The 24492-nt window shown below is 47.4% G+C and carries 24 protein-coding genes and 3 pseudogenes; 7 read left to right on the plus strand and 20 right to left on the minus strand.

All coding sequences use genetic code 11. From position 1 onward, the window contains the following. Positions 1-242: 242 nt before the first annotated feature. Positions 243-724: pseudogene (locus H6H03_RS33150) on the plus strand (IS5 family transposase); the annotation flags it as partial. Between the two features lie 336 nt (positions 725-1060). Here the strand turns inward: H6H03_RS33150 and H6H03_RS33155 are convergent. The 4 genes from H6H03_RS33155 to H6H03_RS33170 all read right to left on the minus strand — a co-directional run bounded on the left by H6H03_RS33155 (position 1061) and on the right by H6H03_RS33170 (position 4387). Then, positions 1061-2113, minus strand: coding sequence for an alpha/beta fold hydrolase (locus H6H03_RS33155; protein WP_190959276.1), 1053 nt, complete (start codon positions 2111-2113; stop codon positions 1061-1063). A gap of 56 nt (positions 2114-2169) precedes the next feature. Continuing rightward, complete coding sequence (locus H6H03_RS33160) at positions 2170-3249, minus strand: NAD(P)H-dependent flavin oxidoreductase (protein ID WP_190959277.1); 1080 nt, start codon at positions 3247-3249, stop codon at positions 2170-2172. An 18-nt stretch (positions 3250-3267) separates the two neighbouring features. Then, complete coding sequence (locus H6H03_RS33165) at positions 3268-3438, minus strand: hypothetical protein (protein ID WP_199339174.1); 171 nt, start codon at positions 3436-3438, stop codon at positions 3268-3270. 259 nt (positions 3439-3697) lie between these two features. Continuing rightward, entirely contained in the window at positions 3698-4387 is a 690-nt protein-coding gene (locus H6H03_RS33170; RefSeq protein WP_190959278.1) for a VOC family protein, read from the minus strand. Between the two features lie 66 nt (positions 4388-4453). Here H6H03_RS33170 and H6H03_RS33175 point away from each other — a divergent pair, with 66 nt between their 5' ends. Further along, positions 4454-4621 (plus strand): hypothetical protein, encoded by a 168-nt coding sequence (locus tag H6H03_RS33175; RefSeq protein WP_190959279.1) that lies wholly within the window; start codon positions 4454-4456, stop codon positions 4619-4621. On the opposite strand, the gene H6H03_RS33180 is transcribed toward H6H03_RS33175, so the two are convergent. The 11 genes from H6H03_RS33180 to H6H03_RS33230 form a co-directional block, all read right to left on the minus strand. Next, complete coding sequence (locus tag H6H03_RS33180; protein ID WP_190959280.1) at positions 4607-6289, minus strand: GMC family oxidoreductase; 1683 nt, start codon at positions 6287-6289, stop codon at positions 4607-4609. The genes H6H03_RS33175 and H6H03_RS33180 overlap by 15 nt on opposite strands. A 245-nt stretch (positions 6290-6534) precedes the next feature. Beyond that, a complete protein-coding gene (locus H6H03_RS33185; protein WP_199339175.1) occupies positions 6535-7881 on the minus strand; it encodes an epoxide hydrolase family protein in 1347 nt (448 codons plus the stop codon). An 84-nt stretch (positions 7882-7965) separates the two neighbouring features. Continuing rightward, positions 7966-8337 (minus strand): NIPSNAP family protein, encoded by a 372-nt coding sequence (locus H6H03_RS33190; RefSeq protein ID WP_199339176.1) that lies wholly within the window; start codon positions 8335-8337, stop codon positions 7966-7968. Positions 8338-8417: 80 nt separating this feature from the next. Further along, on the minus strand, positions 8418-9128 hold the full coding sequence (locus H6H03_RS33195) for an SDR family NAD(P)-dependent oxidoreductase (protein WP_190959281.1): 711 nt from the start codon (positions 9126-9128) through the stop codon (positions 8418-8420). 55 nt (positions 9129-9183) lie between these two features. Next, positions 9184-9960 carry an SDR family NAD(P)-dependent oxidoreductase gene (locus tag H6H03_RS33200; protein ID WP_190959282.1) on the minus strand — a complete coding sequence of 259 codons (777 nt, stop codon included), beginning with the start codon at positions 9958-9960 and terminating at the stop codon, positions 9184-9186. Between the two features lie 316 nt (positions 9961-10276). After that, positions 10277-10789, minus strand: coding sequence for a YybH family protein (locus tag H6H03_RS33205; protein WP_190959283.1), 513 nt, complete (start codon positions 10787-10789; stop codon positions 10277-10279). A 51-nt stretch (positions 10790-10840) separates the two neighbouring features. Next, a complete protein-coding gene (locus H6H03_RS33210) occupies positions 10841-11707 on the minus strand; it encodes an oxidoreductase (protein WP_190959284.1) in 867 nt (288 codons plus the stop codon). A gap of 164 nt (positions 11708-11871) precedes the next feature. Next, positions 11872-12339 (minus strand): VOC family protein, encoded by a 468-nt coding sequence (locus tag H6H03_RS33215; RefSeq protein WP_190959285.1) that lies wholly within the window; start codon positions 12337-12339, stop codon positions 11872-11874. 154 nt (positions 12340-12493) lie between these two features. After that, positions 12494-13063 (minus strand): DsbA family protein, encoded by a 570-nt coding sequence (locus H6H03_RS33220; protein ID WP_190959286.1) that lies wholly within the window; start codon positions 13061-13063, stop codon positions 12494-12496. Between the two features lie 218 nt (positions 13064-13281). Then, positions 13282-13911, minus strand: coding sequence for a response regulator (locus tag H6H03_RS33225; RefSeq protein ID WP_190959287.1), 630 nt, complete (start codon positions 13909-13911; stop codon positions 13282-13284). Beyond that, positions 13908-19865, minus strand: a complete 5958-nt coding sequence (locus tag H6H03_RS33230) for an AAA family ATPase (protein ID WP_190959288.1) — start codon at positions 19863-19865, stop codon at positions 13908-13910. The genes H6H03_RS33225 and H6H03_RS33230 overlap by 4 nt, the downstream gene beginning before the upstream one ends. A gap of 95 nt (positions 19866-19960) precedes the next feature. Between H6H03_RS33230 and H6H03_RS33235 the strand changes: the two are divergent. Continuing rightward, positions 19961-20095, plus strand: a pseudogene (locus H6H03_RS33235) (IS5-like element ISMra2 family transposase); the annotation flags it as partial. Between the two features lie 125 nt (positions 20096-20220). Next, positions 20221-20310, plus strand: a pseudogene (locus H6H03_RS33240) (transposase); the annotation flags it as partial. A gap of 205 nt (positions 20311-20515) precedes the next feature. Here the strand turns inward: H6H03_RS33240 and H6H03_RS42285 are convergent. The 3 genes from H6H03_RS42285 to H6H03_RS33250 are packed head-to-tail and all read right to left on the minus strand — an operon-like array spanning position 20516 to position 21901. Continuing rightward, positions 20516-21157, minus strand: coding sequence for an IS4 family transposase (locus H6H03_RS42285; RefSeq protein WP_449289997.1), 642 nt, complete (start codon positions 21155-21157; stop codon positions 20516-20518). After that, entirely contained in the window at positions 21051-21689 is a 639-nt protein-coding gene (locus H6H03_RS42290; protein WP_449289996.1) for a hypothetical protein, read from the minus strand. The genes H6H03_RS42285 and H6H03_RS42290 overlap by 107 nt, the downstream gene beginning before the upstream one ends. A gap of 17 nt (positions 21690-21706) precedes the next feature. Beyond that, positions 21707-21901, minus strand: a complete 195-nt coding sequence (locus H6H03_RS33250; RefSeq protein ID WP_190938375.1) for an IS4/Tn5 family transposase DNA-binding protein — start codon at positions 21899-21901, stop codon at positions 21707-21709. 43 nt (positions 21902-21944) lie between these two features. Between H6H03_RS33250 and H6H03_RS33255 the strand changes: the two genes are divergently transcribed. Next, the gene (locus H6H03_RS33255) at positions 21945-22292 is read left to right on the plus strand and encodes a hypothetical protein (RefSeq protein ID WP_199339179.1); all 348 of its coding nucleotides are present in this window, start codon (positions 21945-21947) and stop codon (positions 22290-22292) included. Between the two features lie 45 nt (positions 22293-22337). On the opposite strand, the gene H6H03_RS33260 is transcribed toward H6H03_RS33255, so the two are convergent. After that, the gene (locus H6H03_RS33260; protein WP_190959289.1) at positions 22338-22904 is read right to left on the minus strand and encodes a GIY-YIG nuclease family protein; all 567 of its coding nucleotides are present in this window, start codon (positions 22902-22904) and stop codon (positions 22338-22340) included. After that, positions 22901-23791 carry an alpha/beta fold hydrolase gene (locus tag H6H03_RS33265; protein WP_242058104.1) on the minus strand — a complete coding sequence of 297 codons (891 nt, stop codon included), beginning with the start codon at positions 23789-23791 and terminating at the stop codon, positions 22901-22903. Before H6H03_RS33265 ends, H6H03_RS33260 begins: the two co-directional genes overlap by 4 nt. Positions 23792-23865: 74 nt before the next feature. On the opposite strand from H6H03_RS33265, the gene H6H03_RS33270 reads away from it, so the two are divergent. Together H6H03_RS33270 and H6H03_RS33275 are read left to right on the plus strand one after the other, a co-directional pair. Further along, entirely contained in the window at positions 23866-24213 is a 348-nt protein-coding gene (locus H6H03_RS33270; RefSeq protein WP_190959290.1) for a hypothetical protein, read from the plus strand. Further along, positions 24201-24491: a type II toxin-antitoxin system RelE/ParE family toxin gene (locus tag H6H03_RS33275; protein ID WP_190959291.1), complete on the plus strand. Its 291-nt coding sequence runs from the start codon at positions 24201-24203 to the stop codon at positions 24489-24491. The genes H6H03_RS33270 and H6H03_RS33275 overlap by 13 nt, the downstream gene beginning before the upstream one ends. Position 24492: the final 1 nt, after the last annotated feature.

Here is a 24492-nt window from a genome sequence, read left to right on the forward strand (position 1 = left end):
CTCATAATTCCTTACTTCTTTAAATAACTCTTTATACTCTGCACAATATTCATCTACGATCGCAACTGTTGGGTGGGCGTCTCTAGCCAAATGTTTCAGGATTTGTACTTCTACATCCATTGTCCTGCTTACCTGAAGAGAGTTTTTTCTTTTAGAGCTGATTCGTAAAGAAAATCTAAAGAGAACAGAGCCTCAGTATATTCAGGTTATAGGCTAAATTAATAACATTAATGTTGTTGTCGATGAGCCGTCTACCAGTAATTGAAAATCCGCAGCGCAAACCCTATCCAAGTGATTTAAGCGATAGCGAATGGTTAATTATCAAGCCTCTTCTGCCAAACCCTAAAGGATTTGGGCATCCTATAGAAGTAGATTTGCGAGAAATTCTCAATGCAATTTTCTACGTGCAACGCACTGGCTGTCAGTGGGAGATGTTACCTCATGACCTTCCTCCTTACACAACAGTGTACGGCTACTTTCAAAAATGGCAACGCAAAGGCATCTGGCAGAAAATCCACGATCAAGTACGTCATCAACTGCGACAAGATTTAGGAAAAGATGAAGATTCTACCGTGGCGATAGCAGATTCTCAGTCAGTGAAGACAACGGAAAAAAAGGGGAGGTCTACGGCTTTGACGGTGGTAAGAAGGTTAAAGGGCGTAAGCGGCATATCGTTGTAGATTCCCAAGGATTGTTAATTGGCGTTTTAGTGACTGAAGCCAATGCGTCGATTGCGAAGATTACACGATATTGCCACCACCTGGAAATTAGCCCAGCAAACGTATTAGAGAAATGAACAAAACTTTCGGATAGGCAAACAGGAGTCCATTCTTTACATACTTTTCTTGATTTGTCAATCCAAGTTAGGCATTATCACCGCGAAATTACTTCTATAAATAGCTTTCAGCTTTGTTAAGAAAGATGTGACTAATGGATAGAGGGGGAAAATTCAAAGTCTCTCTCCTAAAAGGAGAGAGATTTTGAGAGAGGTTTTCCAGATACTCTGAAAAGTCAGAGTGCTATAAGGGACATCCAAGAATTAAATTACTCAATTCCTACATCAAAAACCGTCAACTTCGACGATGGCCTTTGCAAACTCCTGGGGCGCTTCTTGCGGCAGGTTGTGCCCGACCCCGCCCCTAACGATTTGATGTGCGTATTTGCCCGAGAACTTTCTTGCATAGGAATTGGCATCTGGGTGCGGCGCACCGTTGGCGTCACCTTCAAGGGTGATAGTGGGCACGGCGATCGCGGGGGCTGCGGCGAGTCGCTTCTCAATCTCGTCATACTTCGACTCGCCTTCAGCCAGACCGAGCCGCCAGCGGTAGTTATGGATGACGATACCGACGTGATCCGGATTGTTAAAGGATGCGGCGCTACGCTCAAACGTCGCGTCATCGAAGTGCCATTGCGGCGAAGCAAGTTTCCAGATGAGCTTGTTAAAGTCATGCCAGTATTTTTCGTAGCCGGCGCGGCCCCGCTCCGTCGCGAAATAAAATTGATACCACCATTGGAGTTCGGCCTGCGGCGGTAGCGGTGTCTTGTTGGCTTCAGGGCTGCCGATCAAATAACCACTCACGGAGACGAGCGCCTTGCAGCGCTCCGGCCAGAGTGCCGCGATGATGTTGGCTGTTCGCGCGCCCCAATCATAACCAGCGAGAATCGCCTTCTCGATCTTGAGTGTATCCATCAGCGCGATAATATCGACAGCGATTGCCGACTGTTGCCCATTGCGGAACGTCTCGCTCGAAAGAAAGCGCGTCGTGCCATAGCCGCGCAGATATGGAACAATCGCCCTGTACCCTGCCGACGCCAACAAAGGAGCGACATCGACATAGCTGTGAATGTCGTAGGGCCATCCATGCAGGAGGATTACCGGACGACCATTGGCGGGGCCAACCTCAGCGTATCCAACATTTAGAACACCAGCATCGATCTGCCTCAGTGAGCCGAACGAGGTGTTTGTCCCCGACTTCATCATGGATAAAACTGCTGGTTTTGTTTTGCTTGATTGTGCGATCGCAGAACCGAATATGCCTAGTTGTGTAGTAGCAATGGTCATAGCCGCAGCGCCCAAAAAGCGGCGGCGTTGATGATTGATTTTCTCGGACATTTCTCTTTTTCCAATTGGATTTAACTCAACTTGCTTTAATTGAATCGGCTATCTGTTTATTTGAGTTGTAAAGAAGCAGTTACGGCAAGAAATTCTTGTATCATTTTTTCGATCAGTTCACCTGCCGGGAGAGCTTCGGTTAATGCTGCTCCCTGTCCTGCCCACATACTGGCAAAATCTGGACTTGATTGTTGAGCAGAAGTCTGATATAAAACCCGCCCTATAGACATCTGAGCCGGGAATGGCAGCACTTTATCACTGTTATTTTCCATTTCACGTATAAATCGATTTCGTATTGCTCTGGCGGGTTTGCCGGAAAATACTTCAGTAATAACCGTGTCTTCGTCCTTACACTTGAGTACAGCCTGCCTATAGACTTCTGGGATATTGTTCTCAGGACAGGCGAGAAAAGCGGTTCCCATCTGTACCCCGCTCGCCCCAAGTGCAAATGCAGCAACGATTCCACGAGCATCCATGATTCCGCCCGCCGCAACGACCGGAACCGATACTGCATCAGCTATTTGCGGCACTAACGCTGCTGTTCCAATCAATCCATGTTCATAAGGTACCGCAAAGGTTCCGCGATGACCTCCAGCTTCAAAGCCCTGGGCTATGATGACATCGACTCCTCCAACGACTAGAGCTTTTGCTTCACGGACGGTCGTGGCGGTTGCTAATACAATTGAGCCTATAGCGTGTATCTCACGAATTGCCTCAATTGGCGCAGGTCCAAAGTGGAAACTAAATACAGGTATTTTCTCTTCAAGCAGGACAGTAAATTGTTCTAGGAATGGCCCTAGTATCGGTATTGGTTCGGGAACAGGCCCCGCCTCAAGTTCGTTGTGCCATTTTGTTAATAATTCAGACATCGGTGTTTGCTGCTCAGGTGTAAGTTGATACGCTTCAACTGCTGGGGCAAACAAATTAACTCCAAAGGGTTGGTCTGTCAGCTCTCGAATTTGCCTGATAATGGAGCGAAGTTTGGCTGGTGCGGTGGCCGCACCACCATAGGAGCCAAGACCTCCTGCATTAGAAACAGCCGCAACCAACTCAGGTGTGGAAGCGCCAGCCATCGGAGCCTGAATTATTGGATGCGCGATTTTGAGCAAATCTATCAGTTCTGTTTTAGGCCACATAAGTATCTACCACGCTTGCTAAACGATGATTTCGGGGAAGGTAGCGAACTGGACGCCTTGTTTGCCCAGCTCGCGGATCTTCTTCAGGACCTTCTCGACGGTACCCTGCCGACTGTACAGCACGGGACTAATCTGCACGGCGGCGGCTTTAACAATCGTACTGGCAAGGATATTTTTAGTCTTTTTCATTGTTTTATAATTTAATTTACTGTTCATCCCAGGTGATAAAATGATCTCCGGTAACAGCCGATCTCCTCATCTGATACGGGGTAATACGGGGCAAAGGAACGCTGCCGACACATCTGGGCAAGTTTTGAAGTGAGGACGCGGACTCAGCCCAGCGACCTGAACGCCGCCCTGAGTTCCTGAGCAAAAATCATTGGCTTTGTAAGCCTCTGCTGCTACCTAGTCGCCGACGTACTCGGCGGGTGTGGCAACTCTGGCCGTATCATCTGGAAAGAGCATGAAAAACCTCCTCCATGTAACGGTCAGCGGCGGCGGCGGACTCTTCTGGACTGCTGCCATTCTGACGCGCACTCAGGTAGGGCGCGTACCAGTCCCACCAATGATGCTCGGCGTGAGTTTTCTCGTAGCGATCGTGGGACTCTGCCGTCTCGCCAAGAAGGTTTGCAAGGGTTGCAATGTCCATGTCTCGTGCTTGCGTAGAGTTCCAAACGCGACCGGGAAGCCGCGTTTGGATTTCCTGGAGCAGCCAGAGGTTCCCATCTGGGTCCTCGAACGAGGCAAATGAGAAGTAGGAACGACCTTGCGGGTCGCGCCCCAGGATGCGTGGGTTGTCCACGGCGTTGTTGAAGGGGCCGCCGGCGTAGTAGAAGACCTCGCTCACGTTGACACCGCGAGCGATTAAGTCTTCGCGAGCGGCGTCGAGGTCGTCCACGGCGAGGACTAGGCTGTGCGCCGAGCCAGAATTGTTCGGAGTGACTCCCTTGCCGAAGATGATGGAGGCTTCCGAGTTGTGCGGCGTCATCTGCACACCACGGAAGTCGCCCTCCACCACGTCGATGTCGAGCCGCCAGCCGAGATTCTCGTAGAATGTTTTCGCGCGGTCAACGTCGGAAACGCTGAACACTACGACTTCAAGTTTCATGTTTGGACTGTTTACGCGATCGCTACTCATCTTGTTCTCCTTTAGGTTGATGGGTTTGATGTTCAGATTGGTTAGTTTTCATTCTTGGGCGATCGCATGATTGCGGGTTGGGCTGCCTCCAATCGAAGATTGAAGGAACTCACGAAGCGAGTAGAGCGTAATCTGACCATCGCTCAATTTAGACAGCTCAAGTTCTTTGAGTTAACACGCGACTTAGATGTGCGTCCGCCAATGAAAAGTGCGGTGGTTTTATTGCACGCTTGAGTCTGTTTTTACGGTGGTTTGCAGCTGGTGTTCGAGATGTAAAATTTCCGCTGCCCGCTCCCCGACTATTACGCAGGGAGCCATCGTGTTACCGGTCGTTACTCGTGGCAGAATCGATCCATCAGCAATCCGGAGATTGTCGATTCCATAAACTCTCAGGTCGCTATCCACCACTGACATGGCATCCTGTCCCATCTTTGCGGTACAGGTTTCGTGCCAGAAACTCGTCGCAGCATCTCGAATAAAACGTTCGAGTTCGGCCCCTTTCAAATTACCTGGCATTACTTCTCGCTTGACAAACGGACGAAGTGGAGCGGAGTTACCGACTTCGCGGCAGAGTTCTATGCAGGCGATCGCGGTTTTGAGATCATCTGGGTCAGACAGAGTGTTTGCATCAATCACAATCGGGTCGGATGGATTAGCTCCCGTTAGGCGCAGGCGGCCTCGGCTTTTGGGATGGGCGATCGCCCCAAATAACGTCCAGCCTGCATCAGGCAGCCCAAACCAGACGGCATTCTCAGCACTGGATTTTGGCACCTCGGCTTGACAGACAAATAAATCTGGACTGTCAAGCCCGGACTGGCTGGTTGAGAAAAAGATTGCCTCGGACAAGTTGTTTCTTGGTTGGAGAGCGGTTTTATATTCCCAGACACAATCGAATGCAACATGGTCTTGAAAATTTTGCCCCACACCGGGAAGGTGCTGCACGACCGGAATTCCCAAACGCTGCAACTCAGCTTCATCGCCAATGCCAGATTGCATCAGCACCTTCGGCGTATGGATCGCACCGAGCGACAGTACAACTTCGACTGCCGCACCAATGCGATAGAGTGTGCCACGGTAAGAAATTTCCACGCCAGTGGCACGCTTACCCTGGAACGTCAGCCGCGTCACCAGTGCATGAGTGAGAACCGTCAGATTGGGTCGATCCAGATAAGGGAAGACGTAGGAGCGGAAGATAGATTCGCGCTTGCCATTGCGGACTCGCACATCGCTGATAGCGGCGCCCTTCACTGCTTCCATCATGCGACCGTTCGGATTCTCGAAAGTAGGAATACCGACCGATCGCGCTCCTGCGATCGTTGCGGGTGCGATCGGGTTTGGATCTGGCGCGGGCTGCACAAAGACGGGTCCTCCCGTTCCCCGGTACATCGGGTCTGGCGCACCATACCAATCTTCCAGACGGCGATAGAGATTCAAGACCGATTCATAGCCCCAGGCTGGATCATTCACTTCAGCGGCGAAGAGATCCCAATCGTGCTGGTGTCCGCGTGCCCAAACCATGACGTTGATGCTTGATCCACCGCCGAGTACTTTGCCCATCGAGAACGGAATTGAACGATCGTTGACATGGGGATTCGGCTGTCCCTGGAAGCTCCAGTCGCGATCACTTCCAAGATTCATAAACCATTGATTCGCGGTGACAACACTGGGTACATCATCGGTGCCGCCAGCTTCAAGCAGTAAAACGCTAACATCCGGGTTCTCAGCCAGTCTGCGGGCAACTACTGAGCCAGAAGATCCAGATCCGCAAACAATAAAATCGTACTGGTGTCTTAGTTCAGAGGTGAGCTTATGCTGGTTGCTGCGGACGCGATCAGTGAAATTGTCATCATTACTGGTGCTACCCGGATCGTTGTTCCGTTCATGCTCAAAATTCGTTTTCATTGGGTCTACCTTGCTTTCAAAATTGAAATGATTCCGTTATATCTGTCACTCGGCTCAAAATCGCTAGAGATGCTTAAGTTCCGCCACTTTCGGTTAGCTTCAAACTGTGCGATGTCACTCTGCTCCACCGCATGAGCAGCATCACTTCCGAGCAGAAGCCGCAGTTGTTAAAGAGTAGCGACGATTATGATTAATTTCTTGGGACACGTGCCGACCTCTTTGTAGTTACGTTCTTTCTAAAGCAGTCATTTTGACGCGCGCAGCGATCTGAACGCTGCCCTGAGTTCTTGAGTAAAAATCGTTGGCTGCTCCCACGCCGCGAAGTGTCCGCCCTTTTCCACTCGGTTATAGTGGATGAGTTTGGGATACGCCCGCTCTGTCCAACTTCGCGGGGCTGCATAGATCTCATCAGGAAAGACGCTCACGGCAACCGGAATGGCGACGTGTTTAGGGTCGAAAAAGACAAACTTATTCTCCCAATACAGACGAGCCGAAGAGACAGCCGTGTTCGTCAACCAGTAAAGCGTGATGTTGTCGAGGATGTCGTCTCGCGTCAATCCCTCAGACTGTCCGTCAAAGACACGTGCGATGAGCGCATAGCTGCGTGCGTCGTGGTCGAGTATCCAGGCAGCCAGACCGATCGGTGAATCCGCAATGCCGTACAGCGTTTGCGGGCGGTTCGCCATCTCCTGAGCATAGCCAAGTCCGTGCTTATAGAAAAAGTCGAGCTGATCCCACGCGTTCTTCTCTTCGGCTGAGAAACCGGATGGCGGTGGGTCGCCGAACTTGAGTGCTTTTGCAACATCGGCTGGAACAGTGGCAGGCATGTTGGTATGAATGCCGAGTAGTCCCGGAGGTGTCAGCAGGGCCATTTGCTCTGTGACTGCATTCCCCCAATCACCCCCTTGCGCCACAAATCGCGAGTAGCCAAGGCGCTGCATCAGCACAACCCAGGCGCGTGCGATACGGGCAGGGTCCCAGCCGATCGTGGTCGGCTTGCCTGAAAAACCATAGCCTGGAAGCGAAGGAATCACGAGGTCAAAAGCGTCGGCTGCATTGCCGCCATGTGCCGTGGGGTTGACCAGTGGCTCGATAATCTTCAGTTGCTCGATGATCGATCCGGGCCAGCCATGCGTGACGATGAGCGGCAAGGCGTTTTCCTGGTTCGATCGAACGTGAATGAAATGAATATCAAGTCCATCGATCGTGGTGATAAATTGCGGTAGAGTTTTCAGTTTCGCCTCAACCTTGCGCCAGTCGTAATCGGTTGCCCAATAGCGCGCGAGTTTCTGAGTCGTTGCGAGCTGCACACCCTGCGACTGATCGGCGACCGTCTCCTTTTCGGGCCATCGCGTTGCTATGATGCGACGGCGGAGGTCGTCGAGTGCCGCTTGCGGAACGTTGATGTGGAAGGGACGGATTGTAGTTGTGTCGGTGTGCAAGGTTTCAAGTTGAGTCATGGTGGTCACCTTTGGTGTTACTTTGCTGGATTGGGCATTGGCAGAACCGAATCGACCTAGCTGTGTAGTCGCAATAGTCATCGCCGCAATGCCCAAAAAGCGGCGGCGTTGTTGGTTGATTTTTTTAGACATTGATCGTTCTCTGATTGGATTTAGCTCATTGAAACTGACGAAACTTTCGTAACCCCAGACATCATCTAGAACTCACCCCATCGCTCACTTCACCGAGGAGAAGGCGGTCGGTTGAAGCAGTTCGTTGCTGATGTTTTGCACGAGTGGGCCGTCCTTCTCACTCTCTTTACTGATCGCGATCCATTCGGGGTCCGCGAGAAATGCACTCCAACGCTCCTGACGCTCAGCCATGCTGTCCCAAGCGAGCAGGTAGGTGAGTTGCTGGTTGCTCTCGCCAATTAGCGTCGTCCAGAATCCAGCTTGGCGGATGCCATGTTTTTCCCATATCTGTATCGTGTGGTTCTGAAAGCGCGAAATCAGTGCTGGCAGTCGTCCAGGCACGGATTGATAAATGCGTAATTCATAGATCATAGCTGTGTTCTTTTTTGGAAATGTCAGAGTTACAACTGTTTCCATTTCACACCCCACACCCAAATTCGTCAGCCGATGGCTTACTAAACTGAAAACTGCTGCATTTTTCTGATCGCAAGGCGGTATCAGTGACCCGCGCTCTGGCCACCATCGACGTGAAGGATTTCGCCCGTCACAAAGTTGGCTGATTCGAGATAGAGGATTGCATCGACGACATCAGATATCTCGCCCATGTGACCGATCGGGTGCAGAGCATCGAGCTGTGCATGGGTTTCGACAGGATGCATTGGTGTCTTGATAGTACCCAGCGCGATCGCGTTCACCCGAATACCGCGCTTAGCATACTCGATCGCCAGCGATTTGGTCACAGCATTTAGTCCGCCTTTTGTCAGCGACGCGAGTACAGACGGTACGCCAGCGATCGCGTGGTCAACCAGGCTCGTCGATATCTGCACAACATGACCGCTGCTCTGCTTCTCCATTTCGGTGATCGCCAGTTGCGTCATGTGAAAGAAGCCAGTGACGTTAGTGCCCAGGTACGCCTCGTAGTCTACCTCGGTGTATTGGGTAAATGGCTTGGCGATGAAGATACCAGCATTGTTGATGAGCGTGTCAATGCGCCCAAATCGGGTCACGCCTTCGATGATCGCACGCTCGGCAGTTTTTCGATCAGCGATGTCACCTGACACCGCCAGGATTGCATCATCATCCGATGGCTGAATTGAGCGTGAGATAGCGACCACTCGATAGTTGCGATCGCGGTACGCCTTGACAAGGGCTGCGCCAATGCCTTGCGATGCGCCGGTAATCACAGCGACTTTCTGTTCGATGCCCATAATAAAACTCCTTGATGTGTTTGAGGGGTTGATGAAACAAAGAATGTCAAAAGATTTATGCACTGCGGAAAGTCGCTCCACCGATTGGAGAACCAACAATGCCACCATCAACAAAAAGTTCAACCGACTGGACATAGGATGAGTCGTCTGAAGCAAGAAAGAGGACAGCTTTGGCAATCTCGTCTGCTTCTCCCAAACGACCTAGTGGAGTTGCTGCTGCCCATTCCGCTGTCAGTTCGTCCGCCTTCTTAGGTGGAGTAGACCCACGGCTCCAGATGGGAGTTTTGATTGCTCCCGGTGCGACGACATTGACTCGAATGTTGCGGGGAGAAAGTTCAGATGCGATCGCTCTCGCCATGCCGCGAACACCCGCTTTGCTTGCTGCGTAGGCTGCCCTGCCGGGACTACCCAGCGAACCGATAACGGAACTGTTCAAGATAATTGAGGAGCCATCATTAAGCAGTGGCAGTGCGGCTTGGACTGTAAAGAAAACGCTGGTAAGATTGACGCGAATGATGTTCTCAAACACCGCTTCATCAGCGCTGCCTATGGGTGTAGCTCCAGCAATACCAGCGTTAGCGAAGATGATATCTAGACTGCCGAAGCGTTGACCAATTTTGCTGAAAAGGTCGGCACGGGCATTGGAGTCCGTCACGTCTGCACGATAGGCAACGGCTTTTAAACCCAGTTCTTTAACAGCAGCATCGAGCGTTTTCTGATCTCGACCCGTGATTGCGACTTCAGCCCCTTCGTGAATGAAGAGTCTAGCGGTGGCAAAGCCAATGCCACTGTTTCCCCCGGTAATCAGTGCCTTCTTACCTTCAAGTTTCATAACATCTCCTTTGGAAAGTGAATGTGTGAATATTGCAAATTACCGTCTGGGAGTGCGTGTCTTCACCTCTCTGCACTCCACCCCGTCACAATACTTGTCGGGTTTTGGGGAAAAAGGGAAGGGGAAAGGGGAAAGAAAAAACCTTTATACCTTTACCCTTTAACCTTTTCCCCAAACCTAATGCCGAGTTAAAAATGCACAAAGCGAGCAGTATTACACCCCGTCACAACAACTTTTGCACCTTCGTCGTCAAACGCTTGAGCCGTTGCCAGTCCACTTTGCAGTTTATGTTTATCGCATCAATCTGTTGTGGAGATCACGCCACAACTTTATCGTTTACAGCAAGTTGATACGCTTCCAGCAGTTTCACATTGTCGATCGATCCGTGATGATGAATCTGTCGCCACCCACCGTCATTTTCTGAGTACTGAAAACAGCGGCTCGTTCTGAATCTAAGTGGAATAATCCGATCTTTAGTTGTAAATTCACCGCGCTCTTCTCCAGCAAAGATGGCTGTCTTTCCACTGAAGTACTCTACAATATCCTCGAACTCAACCCACACGTTTAACGATCCTGTGAAAAGTTTGGAGTAGAGATCGCGAATCGGTTCATAGCCTCGGAGCATTCCTCCCACCGGATTGTTTAGTTGAACTAGTGGACAGTTGAGCCATATCTGAGTAAGTGTCTCAATCGAGTGCTGATTGAAGGCATAATAGAACGTTTCAAGTGCCGCACGCGCCCCTGCTTCTGATGGCTGAGTCGCTTCATTAAGCAAGTTACGAGCCGTTTTGCCATAGCCCGTGGTGAAATGGTTTACTATAAAAGTCATTGATTTTGCTTTCCTGATAATAAGTTCAGTCAACGCTTCTAATGTTGCAGATCAGGCTATGGTCGAAGCCATTATGCGGTGGTCATGGTCGGTGCTGGTAGCAACTGGCAGCCATGCTTGAATTTCCTGTGCCATTTTTGCGGCGTTGCTCTGGTACATGGCGATCGCGTCCTTGCCGATGGGCAAATGCAACGGCGGACGTTCTGTATTGGCGAGTTGAATAATCACAGCCGCAAACTTTTTCGGATCGCCAGGTTGGTTCCCGTGTAGCGCATCGGCTCCGCTACGCATCGATCCTACCGTTTCCTGGTAATCGTCGATAATGGTTTTAGCGGCGGTATATGATTCAGCGCTCAGAAAGTCAGTACTAAAAAGACCGGGAGCTACTGCCGTGACGTGGATGCCGAGCGGTGCTACTTCGAGGGCTAACCCTTTCGAGAGACCTTCGATCGCAAATTTAGTAGACCCGTACAATCCCCAACCCGGAACTGCATCGTAGCCAAATAAAGATGAGATATTGATGACCCGCCCGGATTTTTGCTGTCGCAGGTACGGCAATATCGCACGAGTCACGTTCAGTAACCCAAACACGTTGGTATCATACTGTTTGCGGACTTCGGCATCCGTGGCTTCTTCGATCGCAGTAATCATGCCAAACCCGGCATTATTTACTAAGACATCAACCTGGCCGAAACGGGCAATGCTCTGCTTGACAGCCTCTTGTACCTGATTTTCCTGGGTGACATCCATCTGCACAACGTACAGATCCGGGTGGTTGTGCTCTTTTGCGGCGAGTTGTGCGGGCTGACTGCGAACCGTCGCTACTACTTGGTCGCCTACTGCCAGGGCTGCTCTGGCAATTTCTAACCCAAAGCCTCTGGAGGCTCCGGTAATGAACCATACTTTCTGCGTTTTCATCGTGTATCCTCGTTTTAGGTGTTGTCTAGTGGTTTGCCGCCTACTAGTTTCTTGGCTTTAGCTCTTTCGGTTAGTGCATAATTGCTGCACTGATCGAGAGTATCAAAAGGAGCAAAAAGCCTGATATTTTTGGCTCCTTTTGATCCTTATCGATTGATGTCCCGTTACCGTCCGGGAGCGCGTTCCTTCACTTCTTGGAGCAACCAACCATTGCCGTCTGGATCGCTGAACGAGGCAAATGAGGCATAGTCACGACGTTGTGGATCGGGGCCAGGTACTCGTCCCTCAGTTCCGGCGTGGTGGAAGACGCCGCCCACGTCGTGGAACACCTCACTCACCTCAACACCCCGCTCAACGAGTTCGGCGCGGGCTGCCTCGATGTCGTAAACGATGAGGTATAGACCCTGAACTGAACCGGGCGCAGCTAATGTAACACCACTGCCGAAAATGATTGAAGCCTCCGAGCCAGGAGGGGTCAACTGCACCACTCGGAAGTCCTCATCGGTGACAAAATCGGCATCCAGCCGCCATCCCAACGTTTTATAGAAGTCCTTGGCTTTATCGACATCGGAGACGGGCAATACCACAACTTCGAGTTTCATGTTTTGACTGTTTAGGGAGTTGCTACTCATTTTGTTCTCCTTTAGGTTGATGGGTTTGATGTTCAGATTGGTTAGTTTTCATTCTTGGGCGATCGCAATGCGACCATCGCTCAATTCAGAACACTCAAGTTCTTTGAGCAAAACTGCAACTTAATTGTTTTGCTTTGAATTATGTGATTGAGGATCAAAGCACTTGATTACTTACAGCGATAATGGCTGCCATTAACTGCTCCATGTTCCAGCGATCGCGATACCGAATTCCATTAATAAACAAAGCTGGTGCAGTCACGACTCCACTTTGTTGACCACTCTCGATATCTTGATTGATGCGGTCAACATGGACTTGTTTGGAGATATCCTGCAAAAATTGGCAGATGTCCAGACCTAAATCATTGGCATACTCAACGAGATAGCCGTTTCCCAATGCTTCTTGGTGGGTGAGCAGCATCTCGTGCATCTGCCAAAACTGACCTTGCGCTGCTGCTGCTTCTGCTGCTTCTGCTGCTTTTTGTGCTTGAGGATAGATTGAATGTTCAATAAAGTGACGAAACACTACACAAATTGAATTTTTCTCAGTCAGCCCAGAATTGAAATCTTGCACAATTGCCTGAATCAACTGATGCATTTCCCGGAACTGAAGACATTGGTAATTCCCATATTCCACAAGTATGATCGGGGCATTGAGCATCCCCTGATAGCGATCGCGTTGGGAAGGTGGAACAAAGAGTTGATTAAGATGACTATTTTGATTCATCACACACTCTACCAAGAAGGTTTTTCATAGCATCGAGGGATTGCCATGACTCCTATCTGTCATTCCTCCCGACTCCGTTTTTTCTATGTATTTAGCTTATGAAACTAATTCAGCTTTGTCGCCAACTCAGAGTTGAGTAATTGAAGGGATGAAACAACAGTTGCTTACTATCTCTAAAACTAACCCTCAACCGAACTTAAGTTCAGTTCTCATTGCTTTCACAACTTGGCAAGTCCCCGCTTCAATGCGGTAATCACCGCTTGAGTGCGATCGCTCACGCCTAATTTGCTCAAAATTTTGTTGATGTGAAATTTGACGGTACTTTCAGTAATATTCAAAGCCACAGCAATATCGTGATTACTCAAGCCAAGCACCATCTGACGAACAACCTCTTGTTCTCGATCGCTCAACTCTGGAATGTTCATCCGTTGCACCAGTTTGGCAGCGACTTCGGAAGGAATATATTGTTGCCCACTATGAACAATATGAATCGCATTCAGGAGTGCATCCGGTTCAGCGTCCTTCAGCAGATAGCCTTTGGCTCCGGCGCGTAATGCTCGATAAATATCTTCGTCCCCGTCATAAGTGGTCAGTACAATCATCCGGGCATGGGCGAATTCAGCACAGATGGCAACGATCGCATCAACGCCGCTTACCTGGGGCATCCGTAAGTCGATCAAGGTGACATCAGGCTGTAGTTGTTTATATTGAGCGATCGCTTCCTGGCCATTGCCCGCTTGACCCACCACCGTCATATCTGGCTCATTCTCAATCATCGCGGCCAGTCCTTGCCGGACGATTGAGTGATCGTCAACAATCAAAATGCGGATTGCTGTAGACTGAATCACGCTGATGCCTCCCGATGTACAGATACGATCGTTTCTGTTCCCTGCCCCAGTCGGCTCTCAATTGAGAGTTGTGCCCCAATTCGTTCCGCTCGTTCGGTAATCCCCAGTAAGCCAAACCCCCGATTTAGGGTTGTATGGTTGGCTTCAAATCCTTGTCCATTGTCTCTAATTCGTAAGAAGAATTGCGTTGGTTCATAAACTAATTCAATCCGAATTTCGTTTGCATTTGCATATCTAATTGAATTCGTAAATGCTTCCTGTGCAATTCTCAGCAGATTATTCTCTGTTTCAGGTGGTAACGTATAGGGCGTGCCGATAATATCACAAATCAGGCTGGTTTCGGTTGAAGATTGCATTGTAGCTACAAATCGTTGCAGTGCCGTCCAGAGATTGCCGTCTTCTAGGGATTGGGGACGCAGTGCTGCAACGGAGCGTCGAGCTTCTGTCAGCCCGGTGCGAGCCAAATCTCGCACGGTATTAATATGTGTTTGAATTGCTTGGGGGTTGGTTGCCACTAATCGAGAAACGGTTCCCATGTGAACCAGAATCCCCGTAAAGGCTTGCGCGAGAGTGTCATGGATTTCCCGTGCCATGCGGTTGCGTTCCTCTAAAATTGAGGCTTCTTCGGCACGTTTGCGATCGCTGATATCTGTAATCAGACCATAGTATCCTTTGACTTGACCATTGTCATCGAAATCAGGGATGAGAGAATTACTGATATATTTCTTGCCCAACACACAGGGAATGTCTGCCTCATAAGTTGTGATTTGCCCTGCCAGTACCTGATTGATGTACGGTTGTACAACTTGATAAGCCGCCTCACCCAAGTTTTCGCAAATATGCTTCCCCAGAATCTCACCTCGACTACGGTGAAACCATTCCTCGTATGTACGATTGGCAAACCGATAACGCTGATCGGCATCTATATATGTGATACAAACAGGTAGAGCGTCCGTGATCACTCGTAATTCCTGTTCTCGCTCGCGCAGTTCTGCTTGGCTTTGCTGTAAAGCTGCCGTCCTTTCAGTTACCTGTTGCTCTAAGGTGCGGTTGTAATTGGCTAATAGTTGCTCTGCTTGTTTGCGCTCTGTGATGTCTTGAAAGGTGACGATCGCATAAACCACATTACCCTGTTCGTCAAATACTGGAGTTCCCCATGCCTCAACTGGAATGGTTGCGTTGTTTTGGTGAATTTCTACGTCGTCAACTCTGATGCGTTCGCCGCTCAACGCCCGGATAATTGGCAGTTGCTCAGTTGGATATATCCGATCCGTTCCCGCCACATAAAGTTGATAAACTTCTGCGATTTGCTCCGGTGCTACCAAAGGATCGATCTCTTTGCCCATTAACTGAATTCCCCGTTGATTGGCATAGTAGGGACGACCAGTCGCATCCACTATTCCAATTCCTACCGGAACCGCTTCTAGAAATTGAGCCATCTGACTTTCGCTAGTGCGTAGCTTTGAATAAAGTTTGGCATTTTCGATCGCAATTGCTGCCTGAGTAGATAGTAAACTTAGAAGTTGCGAGCGTTCTGCTGTGAATGCCCCAGTTACTAATCGATTTTCCAGATACAGCACACCAACAAGTTTACTTTGATTCAACAACGGCAAACAAAGAAGTGATTTCGTTTGGTTCTGCTGAATATATGGCTCATTGATGAAATTACCTTCACGAGTTGCATCATTTAAGATCACAGATTCATGAGTCCGAATCACATAATGAATGATGGATTCGGGTAAGCGATTTAGCATTGAAATCGATTGCAATACTTGTGTAGCACAAAGATTCGCACTACCATTGAGTTCACAAGCAGCCTCGATCGCCCATTCTCCTGCGTTTTCTAAAATCAAGCATCCAGTTTGTGCCCCAGCATTCTCAATTAATATCTGCATCAAAGAATTGAGTAACCGATCCAGTTCAATTTCGCGAGAGATGGCTTGGGATGCTCTGATCGCTGTTGCTAAATCGAAAGCAATAGATGAGGTATTAGAAGTAGTTCCGGCAATGGTGTGAACTGGTGTGGGAGACACATTCAGCGATTGAGGAAAAAACTGGGGATAGCGAGTCTCTAAATCTTTGGCTTTTGCGGTTGCTCCCCACCGCTCATAGCAGTAATGGGCTTCCTTCATATAGAGTTGAGCAAACCTTTCTCGACCACGAGCCAAGTAATGTTTGGCAGCTAACTCATAGCTTAAAGCTTCTTCTTGAAGGTACTCGTTTTCTTTAGCACCAAAAATTGCTTGTTCGTAAAACTCCTCTGCCTCAAAAAACTGACCCAAAACTCGTGCTTTCTCTGCCTCAACTAACTGAAATTTATGCAAAAAATTCATGGGGGCATGGTGTGCCCATTTCTGCATTTTTTCCTGGTTGGCGTTAACGCGATTCAACCAAGCTGCTTTTTCAGAGTTTGAAGCATCGGGTAACAAGCTCAGAAATATTAGGGAGTCATAGAAATGAAATAGAGGTACAGAGATTATTGCTGTGGCTGCGCCTAAATACTGTTCTGCCAAAGTAGCCGTTTTTGCAGCTTGCTTATACTCCCCGAATAGATAGCATAAAATCAGCTTATTTAAGTAAAAGTAGTGAAGGCTAGTTCCATCCTTGACAGCGATCGCCCGTGATAGTGCTTGCTCTTCGTCATAGATACAACCCACTAAGCGGCTTGGATTTTCAGATTGACCTCGCAGGTTAAGGATCGTTTGCTGCAACATTGCCAGCCAAGTGGAAGCAGTCTCTCGTCTAATTTGATTGGTGGCTTTACGATAAATCGCTGTTTGTTGTTCCAGTTCTGTCAGTTCTTGTCCTGCAAAAAAGGGGTAATAACATAGGCTGAATGCACAATAACTGGCAAATTCAAACTCTCCACTTTCTATCCCGCTTTGATAAGCCTCAGTTAAACTAGGGAACGTCTCTTTCAGGTGGTCTTTCCAGTGAATGATATGAAAATTCACCATCAGCAATACTTTGCAGTTACCTTTTTTGTTACTTAATCTTTTCGCTAAATTTAAGGATAGTTTGCCAAATCGATAGCCCAGTTCAATATCTTGTACAACTCCACATAGCATCATGCCATAAGCAGCATAACCAAGAAGCGACCAGATAGCGTTTCCATTGGCGATCGATAAATTCACCATCTTGCACACAATCAGCACCATCAGAGCAGGTGACACATTAAAAGCCGCACCCACTGTGCTGACTAAAATGTAGATTGCTGCCAGTAGCACAGGTTCAGTCATTTCTGGCAGATCGATCAAATCTTCGATTTCCCGCCCAGCAAATTGTGAAGCTGTTTCCTCTAATCCTGCTTGAACGTCTAACTGACTTGGAGCTTCTACTAAACTAATTCCCAAGAGTTGCAGCACTTCCAAGCCAGTTTTAAGGGCTTCTTTAGGATCGCCCCGCGACAGCCATGCTTGAATTCTGCTATCGTAAGCTTTCACTTTATCGAGCGCTGTCTTCGCACGGTTAAGGACTTCTTCTACAAGCTGCTCCATTTCGTCAAAGTGACCACTGAGGTATGCTGCCTCTGCTGCCTCTGAATGCAACACCAAAGTTAGGTCATACTCACGCTGCCAACTTTCCACATCAAGGAGTTTAAGCCCTGTATTGAAATACTTGAAAGCTGCTTCATAAGCCATCGCTGCCAACGCTTTTTGACCTGCTTGCAAATTCAGTTTGGCAATCTCATTCCGTTGGGATTGCTCACTAATTAACTCGGTTCCATAATTAAGTTGGTCAACAATTTCAAACAACCGCTCTGCTAGATGCTCCGGCGAAGTCTTTTGGAGTAAATTGCGACCGATTTGCAGATGTACCCCAAGTTTTTGCGACTCATCGATTAAGGTGTATGCTGCTTGTTGTACGCGATCGTGCAAAAACTTATATTTTTGAACTAAGAGATTTTCGTCTAATTCAGATATAGGTTGAATTAATCCAGCTTGAATGGCTACTAGTAAATTTAGAGAAATTGCTTTAGGAGATTGTTCGCAAACGATCGCTAGCGTATTTAAATTAAATTCAGCACCGATACAAGCTGCTAACTGGAGAATTTGCTGTGTGTTTTCTGGTAATTTATTTAACTGGATCAGTAGCAAATCCACCACATTATTAGTAATATCCTGGGCTTGAATATCAGCAATGTTCCATTCCCAGCATAAGTGTTGTACATCAAAAGTCAGTAGATTTTCGCTATGCAGCATTCTTAAAAATTCTCCCACAAAGAAAGGATTGCCCTCGGTTTTACGCAGTACTAACTTGGCTAAGGAACAAACGGTGTCTGCATTCTGATGTAGCATCTCGGCAATCAACTGACTCAGTGGGCCCAGCGTTAATGGTGCCAGGATTATCTCCTGAAGCACTGCCCCTTGTTTTCGCAGTCTTTCTAGCGTTAACATCAACGGATGAGTTGGATTTACCTCATTATCTCGATAGGCTCCAATTAAAAATAGGAATTGGGTTTGTTCATCAAGCAATATCAGCTCGATTAACTTCAGCGTTGCTGAGTCTATCCATTGCAAATCATCTAAAAAGATCACAAGCGGGTGTGACTCTGAACAAAACACCCGCACAAATTTCTGAAAAATTAGATTGAAGCGATTTTGAGCTTCAGTTGCTCCAACTTCTGATACAGGCGGCTGCTTGCCGATAATTAATTCAACTTCCGGGATGATATCAATGATAATTTGTCCGTTGGTTCCCAAAGCCGTTAACAAGCGCGATCGCCATTGTTGAAGTTGCTCGTCTGGTTCACCGAGCAATTGTTGTACTAATTTTTGCAGGGCATTTGCGATCGCACTGTAAGGAATATTGCGCCCAAATTGGTCAAACTTACCAGAGACAAAATAGCCGCGTTTTGCAGTGATGGGCTTGTAGAGTTCTTGTACTAACGCTGATTTACCAACCCCAGCGTAGCCAGATACCAGCATCATCTCAACTTGGAATTGAGAATTTTCTTGATTCTTCACTCTCAATTCTTCATTCCCCATTTCTGCTACTCTGTCAAACGCTGCTAATAATGCTTCAATCTCTGCTTCGCGTCCATACAATTTTTGGGGAATTTGAAACCGATCCGAAACGTCTTGAAGACCCAGTTGAATGCCATCGATTTTATCGGTTTGTGCGAACTGGTGAAGACCGATTTCTAAATCTGCTTTGATACCCCAAGCACTCTGATAGCGATCCTCCGCATTCTTTGCCATTAGTTTCAAAACGATATCTGAAACTGCTTTGGGAATCGTTGCCTTCAGTTCATGCGGCGGAACAGGTGATTTGGCAAGATGACAATGGACAAGTTCAAGAATGTCTGTTGTGGCAAACGGTAACTGTCCAGTGAGCAGTTCATAGAACGTTACGCCAAGGGAGTAAAAATCAGTACGATAATCAAGCAAACGGTTCATACGTCCGGTTTGCTCTGGAGATAAGTATGCAAGAGTGCCTTCTAGAACATGAGGGTTTTTGAAGGTTGGATTGGTGCGGTTAAATCGAGTAGCAATTCCGAAATCAATAAATTTAACGACCCCAGTATCTAGATTGAGGACAATATTGCTAGGGTTGATATCTTTATGAATGACACCAGCAGCATGAATTCTGCCCAGAATACCTGTGAGTTTAATGGCAAGGGATAGAAAAGCTGATAAGGGCATAGGGCAGAAATCTGGACGCTGCTGTATCCATCTCTCCAGAGACTCTCCACCAAAATCTTCTAAAAAAATAACGAGTGTGCGCTGATATTCCTGCTGACTATATGCCTTGATCGCGCCTTCTAAGTTAAGTGATCGCGTAATTTCATATTCCTGCCTGTAGCGGGTGAGTTCCGATGCCGTAGGATAGTCCTGTTTGAGAATTTTGAGAATAACAGGCGTGCGATCTGACAGCTTGATGCCACGATACACCACAGAATTCTTGCTGGAATATATCTGAGCATCAACCGCAACGTCAGGTAGCGTAATCATTCTTATCACCTTGTCAAAGCATAGAAAGAACCGCAAACCCAAATAGAATTAATACTTATTATTCAAGTTCTACTTTGAGAAGTCAATCTACCTATTATCGCCAAAGTAATCAGGTCGAGAGATGTTTCAACCGTTTAAATCAATTTCGTCGCATTGCTACACGGTATGACAAAAAAGCTGATAACTATCTTGCAATGCTAACACCCGCTTCTATCATCCTGCGGCTCTAGTTTTAAAACAGGCCCTAATAATCCCCTCACTCCAGACGAAATCCTGCATCAACTTCTATTTCTGCCTTAGCAATTGGGTCATCCTCATCATCATTAAAGAAACCATCATCTTCAGAATCTTCTGCTTATGGAGTAAAAGCTATTTTTTTAGGACAGCAGGTAATGTTAGTGCTGAAACTATCCAGAAGTACATTGAAGACCCGCACCACTACTAGGCGACTAAAGTTGCACGAGTCACTTTTCCGCCTCGCTCTAAAGAGACGAGGCTACCAAGTTTCCCGGATTTATCGGGTGTAATTTCGCTCAAACTCATACCCACATTGCGGACACTTGCCAGTAAATAAAGGATGCCAGTCTAGTAAGTCTAACTGTTGTTCTTGTGTCCAACGTTGACGAGGCTGTAGAATCTGACTTTTCCCGTTAAGTCTCTTTTGCAAGCTGCCAACCTTCACAAAGGTCATGCAATTTTAACCAGCCTCGCCACAGTACCTGGATACCAATTGGTGTTTTGCTTCGATGTTCTAGGTAGCCGCCAAGACGAGCGATCGCTTCGATAGCCCAATTAACTGTGAGGAGTTTAGGTGGTTTGGGAGACTTAGCTTTTAAAATCTTGAGTTCTAAAGGATTCAGAATTTCAATGGCGGGGGCTGAAGGCTGGGTGCGGTGTAGATAAGTCAACTGCAACAGTTCTACCGCAATCACACTCAAAAAACCAATTAGGGTTTTCATACCCTCAGCAGCAAGCCTGTATTTTTCTACCTGACATCCCGACTTAAAAATTTTATGGTATTCTTCTACACGCCAACGATACGTATACCACCGTAAAATTGTAGAAGCTGTCTGGATATCTGCAACAACTTCTGTGGTGAGCAACATCCATTCTACAGGTGTTTCATCTTCTGGACAATCAACTTCTGTGGCATAAACAGCATACACAAGTAGAGGGTCACGGTTATCAAAACGATAGGGGATGCGGAGATTCACAGGACAAAATCGTACAGATAGCTTGGCTTTCCGGGCAGAACGCTTGCTCGTCTTGGGTAATTCGATTTCCTGTTCCAGACTGACAGGTTGTGCTTCTAGCTTTGACCAAAGACGCTCGCTGTTCAGTTTCTAGGCTGCGGTTATGAGCTGCACGTACCAAAACTCCTGTGTGCTGAAGTTGACGAATTTTATCGAAAACTTCTGTGATATCACCTTCTCGGTCGAAAGTATGAACCACTCGTGTGTGCTTACTTACAAGGTTTTCTACAGTGGTAAGTGCCTCTATCCACCTGTAAGATTCTTTCTCTTCAAAGGGGCGTTTTCGGGCTTCTTTTCGAGCTGCTGCTTGCCGTTTTTTCTTCTGTGTCGGCGTTTCATCTTTCGGTGGTTTCTGTTTTAGCTCACGATTCCAAAGTTTTTGCCACAACAGACCTATGGATTGACCTTTCTCAGGCTCTATCGCTAAGGCACTGTGTAATATTAAACCATTACCTGCCTTGCCAATTGGGCCATAACCTTCTCTTTTAGCCTCAATACTGCCATAATCAAGAAAAGTTGTGTCTCCAACACATAGCACTACATCGTATTCTGTAACCGTTTCTGCCGTCATTTGACAGTGCGGTTCAATCAGCCTTGAAAATTCCACTTTTGGGTTCGCAAAAACTCATAAGCTCTCTTGAGTACTGTTCCACTACTGAAGATTTCCGACAGTGCTTTGCCAAATCCAAGACTGAGAGCATAGCCTATCGACATTGCACGCTCATTTAATCGGCGATCGCCTAACTCACAGGTCGCAAAATTTTTTTCCCACCAGTCCAGCATTGCTTGTCACCTTTAGCACCGAATTTTAATCACTGTACCGTATATGCTGCGCTGTTTCTTGAATCCTTTGCCAGTAAGCATTTCAAGACTTAACGGGAAAAGTCAGAGCGAAGAACACGCCATAGCCAATGCACTAGAGCAGTTAGCCAGCCAATACCGCCAGATTGCCGAGGAGCTTCAAAATACTGATTGGGAAGCAGTAGAGTATTCGGCTGCTGGCGAACCAATTCAAAAGCGTTATCATGTGATTTTGCATTACGAACGTATTAGAAAAGCCGAGTCTAAATTTGATGCTTTACAGGACACGCTGCTAGGGAATACGGTGGTTGAAAACGCCAAAGTTAACTTAATTGAGATTGACGACAATTTACCAATCCAGCCAATAACGTGATAACTCGATCGCTTTCTAGTTAGCTAGGAGAAGCAGCATTAGTACTTACTTAAACGGCTGTCCCCACAAATCCCAGTTCTCCTTATTGAACGGACTACGCCATTTCAATATCAACTCCAACTCCAACTGCTGCCGTGCGCGTCGGTCAACCGGAGCATCCCACCAAAACGCTGCATTCACAGCCGTCGTCAACCCATACCGAGAATGCAAATCCTGGTAACTGGCGATGTAATCTTTGCAATCGTGAATCCCCTTCCATCGCTTATTACTACGGCAAGTTTCCCCAACATAAAGTACTAATTCAACTGCCGAATCGAGGATGAAATACAAACAAGCTTCACCAGAGCCATCAACAGGTCTTCTGTAGAATGACATTGGTACAAGCTGTAGCGTTAGTGGATCGATTGTATCAGGATCGCAGTGCTTGGGTGTGAGGTCAAATAAGCTTGTTTGCTGTAGTGGTTGAGCTTGCCTGAGTTGTTGCTGATGAGCGAGTATTCGGGATTTCCACTTCAGCAGCGCCGCCTCGCTCATCACCAGTTGTTTTGCTCTGGGTGCTAGTGTAGACTTTACATCTGAAAATAGGTTTAGTTGATTGGGTTCGGTGGTCATTTAGTAGAAACATGAGATTTCAGTTTGGCAAGAATATCTCTAGCTCGTGTCCAGAGAATAGATCCCCCTTGTGTTGTGTCTATGATGTGTGTTGCATTTGGTAGACGTAAAGCCAACGTTGCACCAAAATCTGGGGAGTGAACTGTACTAGTATCTAAAGCACCATACCATAGATCTACAGGAACGGTAATTTCCTCCAATTTTACAGTCCATGAGCTGAGTGCATTCACCAGATCTCGTGCGTAAGGATGTCCGCCCTGAGAGAAACCTTCTTTCAAAGCTTGTTGGTATGCTTTTCTCCATGTATCATTCTCATATAAAACTCGGTCGCATTCGGCACTCATCCCAATAATTAACTGCCACATTCCATCTGGGGTAGCCATCTGTGCAAAGTGTTGCTCGAATTTCGCTGGGTCTTGTTGGACGGCAGTAATCATCCTTTCAACATCTGGATGCAACAGCGGCTTCAAACGCTCATGAGCAAGTTCGTCTTGCCCGGATACAATTGCGATCGCTTTGACAAGATTGCATCCAGCAAGAGCAAATGCAAACGGTGCGCCTTGAGAAAATCCAACGCACACAACATTATTCAGATGATTAGCTTGAATGAATTGTTGTGTATCGTCTACCCAAGAAGATAGCGTTTTATTAGGGTGTGGGTCGGATAACCCTATACCAGGGCGATCGATAGCAATCAGTTTCAAGCCGAGATCTGGAAGTTCGTCGATCCCAAAACCAAGTCGTCCACTCACACCTGCTCCAGTACAAAACAAAACTGGCAGCCCATCAATCGGCCCCCATTCAGACCATGCCAGACGACGACCATCTTGCAGTCGCATCTTTGCTTGTCTTTCGGGTGGTTTCACAAGATTATTTATGCTACTCATGAGAACTATTTTAAAATTATATATGCTAGTAAAACGCTGAATTTTAAGGCGATCGCGTCAAAAATCTTATACCTATGACAGCCAAGAATATCAAGCAGCAAATTTTAGAGCATCTTGAGGCGTTACCAGGAGAGCAGGTGAAAAGTCTGCTTAAAACATGGTTGACTGTTTCGGAAGGAAACTTAGAAGATTTTGAGCAGTTACTGAGTCATGAACCTACTCAAAGTACAGAAGAAATCTTTGAGTATGGCGAAATAGATACAGCATTACATTTTCAACCACAAACCCAAGCCCAAATGGTTGAGCAAAGTCGCAAAGCCCTGGAAGCCTATCGTAGTAAAGGCTCAGGAGTGGCACATGAGCATGTGCGTGAATGGGCAGACTCTTTAGGAACAGATGAAGAACGTCCATGCCCCAGATAGTTTGGACGCAAACGGCGATTGATGACTTAAATCGTCATTATGATTTCCTCAAAGTTAATGATACTGAAGCAGCAGCACGGGCAGTACAAGCAATTGTCTCTTCGGGTGAGAGTTTACAGGAGAATGCCCGTCGAGGTGCAATTGTAGATGAAATAGCAGGATTACGAAAGCTTGTAGTTCCTTTTGGAAAATACGGCTTCATAATTCACTACGTTATTCTTGAGGATGATGTTGTGATACTACGCATCTATCATGGGCGAGAAAATCGACCTCGCTAGT

It is taken from the genome of Nostoc paludosum FACHB-159, assembly GCF_014698835.1.
Taxonomy (GTDB): Bacteria; Cyanobacteriota; Cyanobacteriia; order Cyanobacteriales; family Nostocaceae; genus Nostoc; species Nostoc paludosum.

Excerpts from the sequence above, each read along its gene's own strand:
- H6H03_RS33210 (WP_190959284.1), bottom strand. The coding sequence starts at position 11,707 with ATGAAAACGCAGAAAGTATGGTTCATTACCGGAGCCTCCAGAGGCTTT.
- H6H03_RS33180 (WP_190959280.1), bottom strand. The coding sequence starts at position 6,289 with ATGAAAACGAATTTTGAGCATGAACGGAACAACGATCCGGGTAGCACC.
- H6H03_RS33255 (WP_199339179.1), top strand. The coding sequence starts at position 21,945 with ATGCTGCGCTGTTTCTTGAATCCTTTGCCAGTAAGCATTTCAAGACTT.
- H6H03_RS33215 (WP_190959285.1), bottom strand. The coding sequence starts at position 12,339 with ATGAGTAGCAACTCCCTAAACAGTCAAAACATGAAACTCGAAGTTGTG.
- H6H03_RS33195 (WP_190959281.1), bottom strand. The coding sequence starts at position 9,128 with ATGGGCATCGAACAGAAAGTCGCTGTGATTACCGGCGCATCGCAAGGC.
- H6H03_RS42290 (WP_449289996.1), bottom strand. The coding sequence starts at position 21,689 with ATGACGGCAGAAACGGTTACAGAATACGATGTAGTGCTATGTGTTGGA.
- H6H03_RS33155 (WP_190959276.1), bottom strand. The coding sequence starts at position 2,113 with ATGTCCGAGAAAATCAATCATCAACGCCGCCGCTTTTTGGGCGCTGCG.
- H6H03_RS33175 (WP_190959279.1), top strand. The coding sequence starts at position 4,454 with ATGATTGCGGGTTGGGCTGCCTCCAATCGAAGATTGAAGGAACTCACG.
- H6H03_RS33265 (WP_242058104.1), bottom strand. The coding sequence starts at position 23,791 with ATGAGTAGCATAAATAATCTTGTGAAACCACCCGAAAGACAAGCAAAG.
- H6H03_RS33205 (WP_190959283.1), bottom strand. The coding sequence starts at position 10,789 with ATGACTTTTATAGTAAACCATTTCACCACGGGCTATGGCAAAACGGCT.
- H6H03_RS33165 (WP_199339174.1), bottom strand. The coding sequence starts at position 3,438 with ATGAAAAAGACTAAAAATATCCTTGCCAGTACGATTGTTAAAGCCGCC.
- H6H03_RS33220 (WP_190959286.1), bottom strand. The coding sequence starts at position 13,063 with ATGAATCAAAATAGTCATCTTAATCAACTCTTTGTTCCACCTTCCCAA.
- H6H03_RS33185 (WP_199339175.1), bottom strand. The coding sequence starts at position 7,881 with ATGTCTAAAAAAATCAACCAACAACGCCGCCGCTTTTTGGGCATTGCG.
- H6H03_RS33250 (WP_190938375.1), bottom strand. The coding sequence starts at position 21,901 with ATGCTGGACTGGTGGGAAAAAAATTTTGCGACCTGTGAGTTAGGCGAT.
- H6H03_RS33200 (WP_190959282.1), bottom strand. The coding sequence starts at position 9,960 with ATGAAACTTGAAGGTAAGAAGGCACTGATTACCGGGGGAAACAGTGGC.
- H6H03_RS33160 (WP_190959277.1), bottom strand. The coding sequence starts at position 3,249 with ATGTGGCCTAAAACAGAACTGATAGATTTGCTCAAAATCGCGCATCCA.
- H6H03_RS33170 (WP_190959278.1), bottom strand. The coding sequence starts at position 4,387 with ATGAGTAGCGATCGCGTAAACAGTCCAAACATGAAACTTGAAGTCGTA.
- H6H03_RS33190 (WP_199339176.1), bottom strand. The coding sequence starts at position 8,337 with ATGGAAACAGTTGTAACTCTGACATTTCCAAAAAAGAACACAGCTATG.
- H6H03_RS33260 (WP_190959289.1), bottom strand. The coding sequence starts at position 22,904 with ATGACCACCGAACCCAATCAACTAAACCTATTTTCAGATGTAAAGTCT.
- H6H03_RS33230 (WP_190959288.1), bottom strand. The coding sequence starts at position 19,865 with ATGATTACGCTACCTGACGTTGCGGTTGATGCTCAGATATATTCCAGC.
- H6H03_RS33270 (WP_190959290.1), top strand. The coding sequence starts at position 23,866 with ATGACAGCCAAGAATATCAAGCAGCAAATTTTAGAGCATCTTGAGGCG.
- H6H03_RS33275 (WP_190959291.1), top strand. The coding sequence starts at position 24,201 with ATGCCCCAGATAGTTTGGACGCAAACGGCGATTGATGACTTAAATCGT.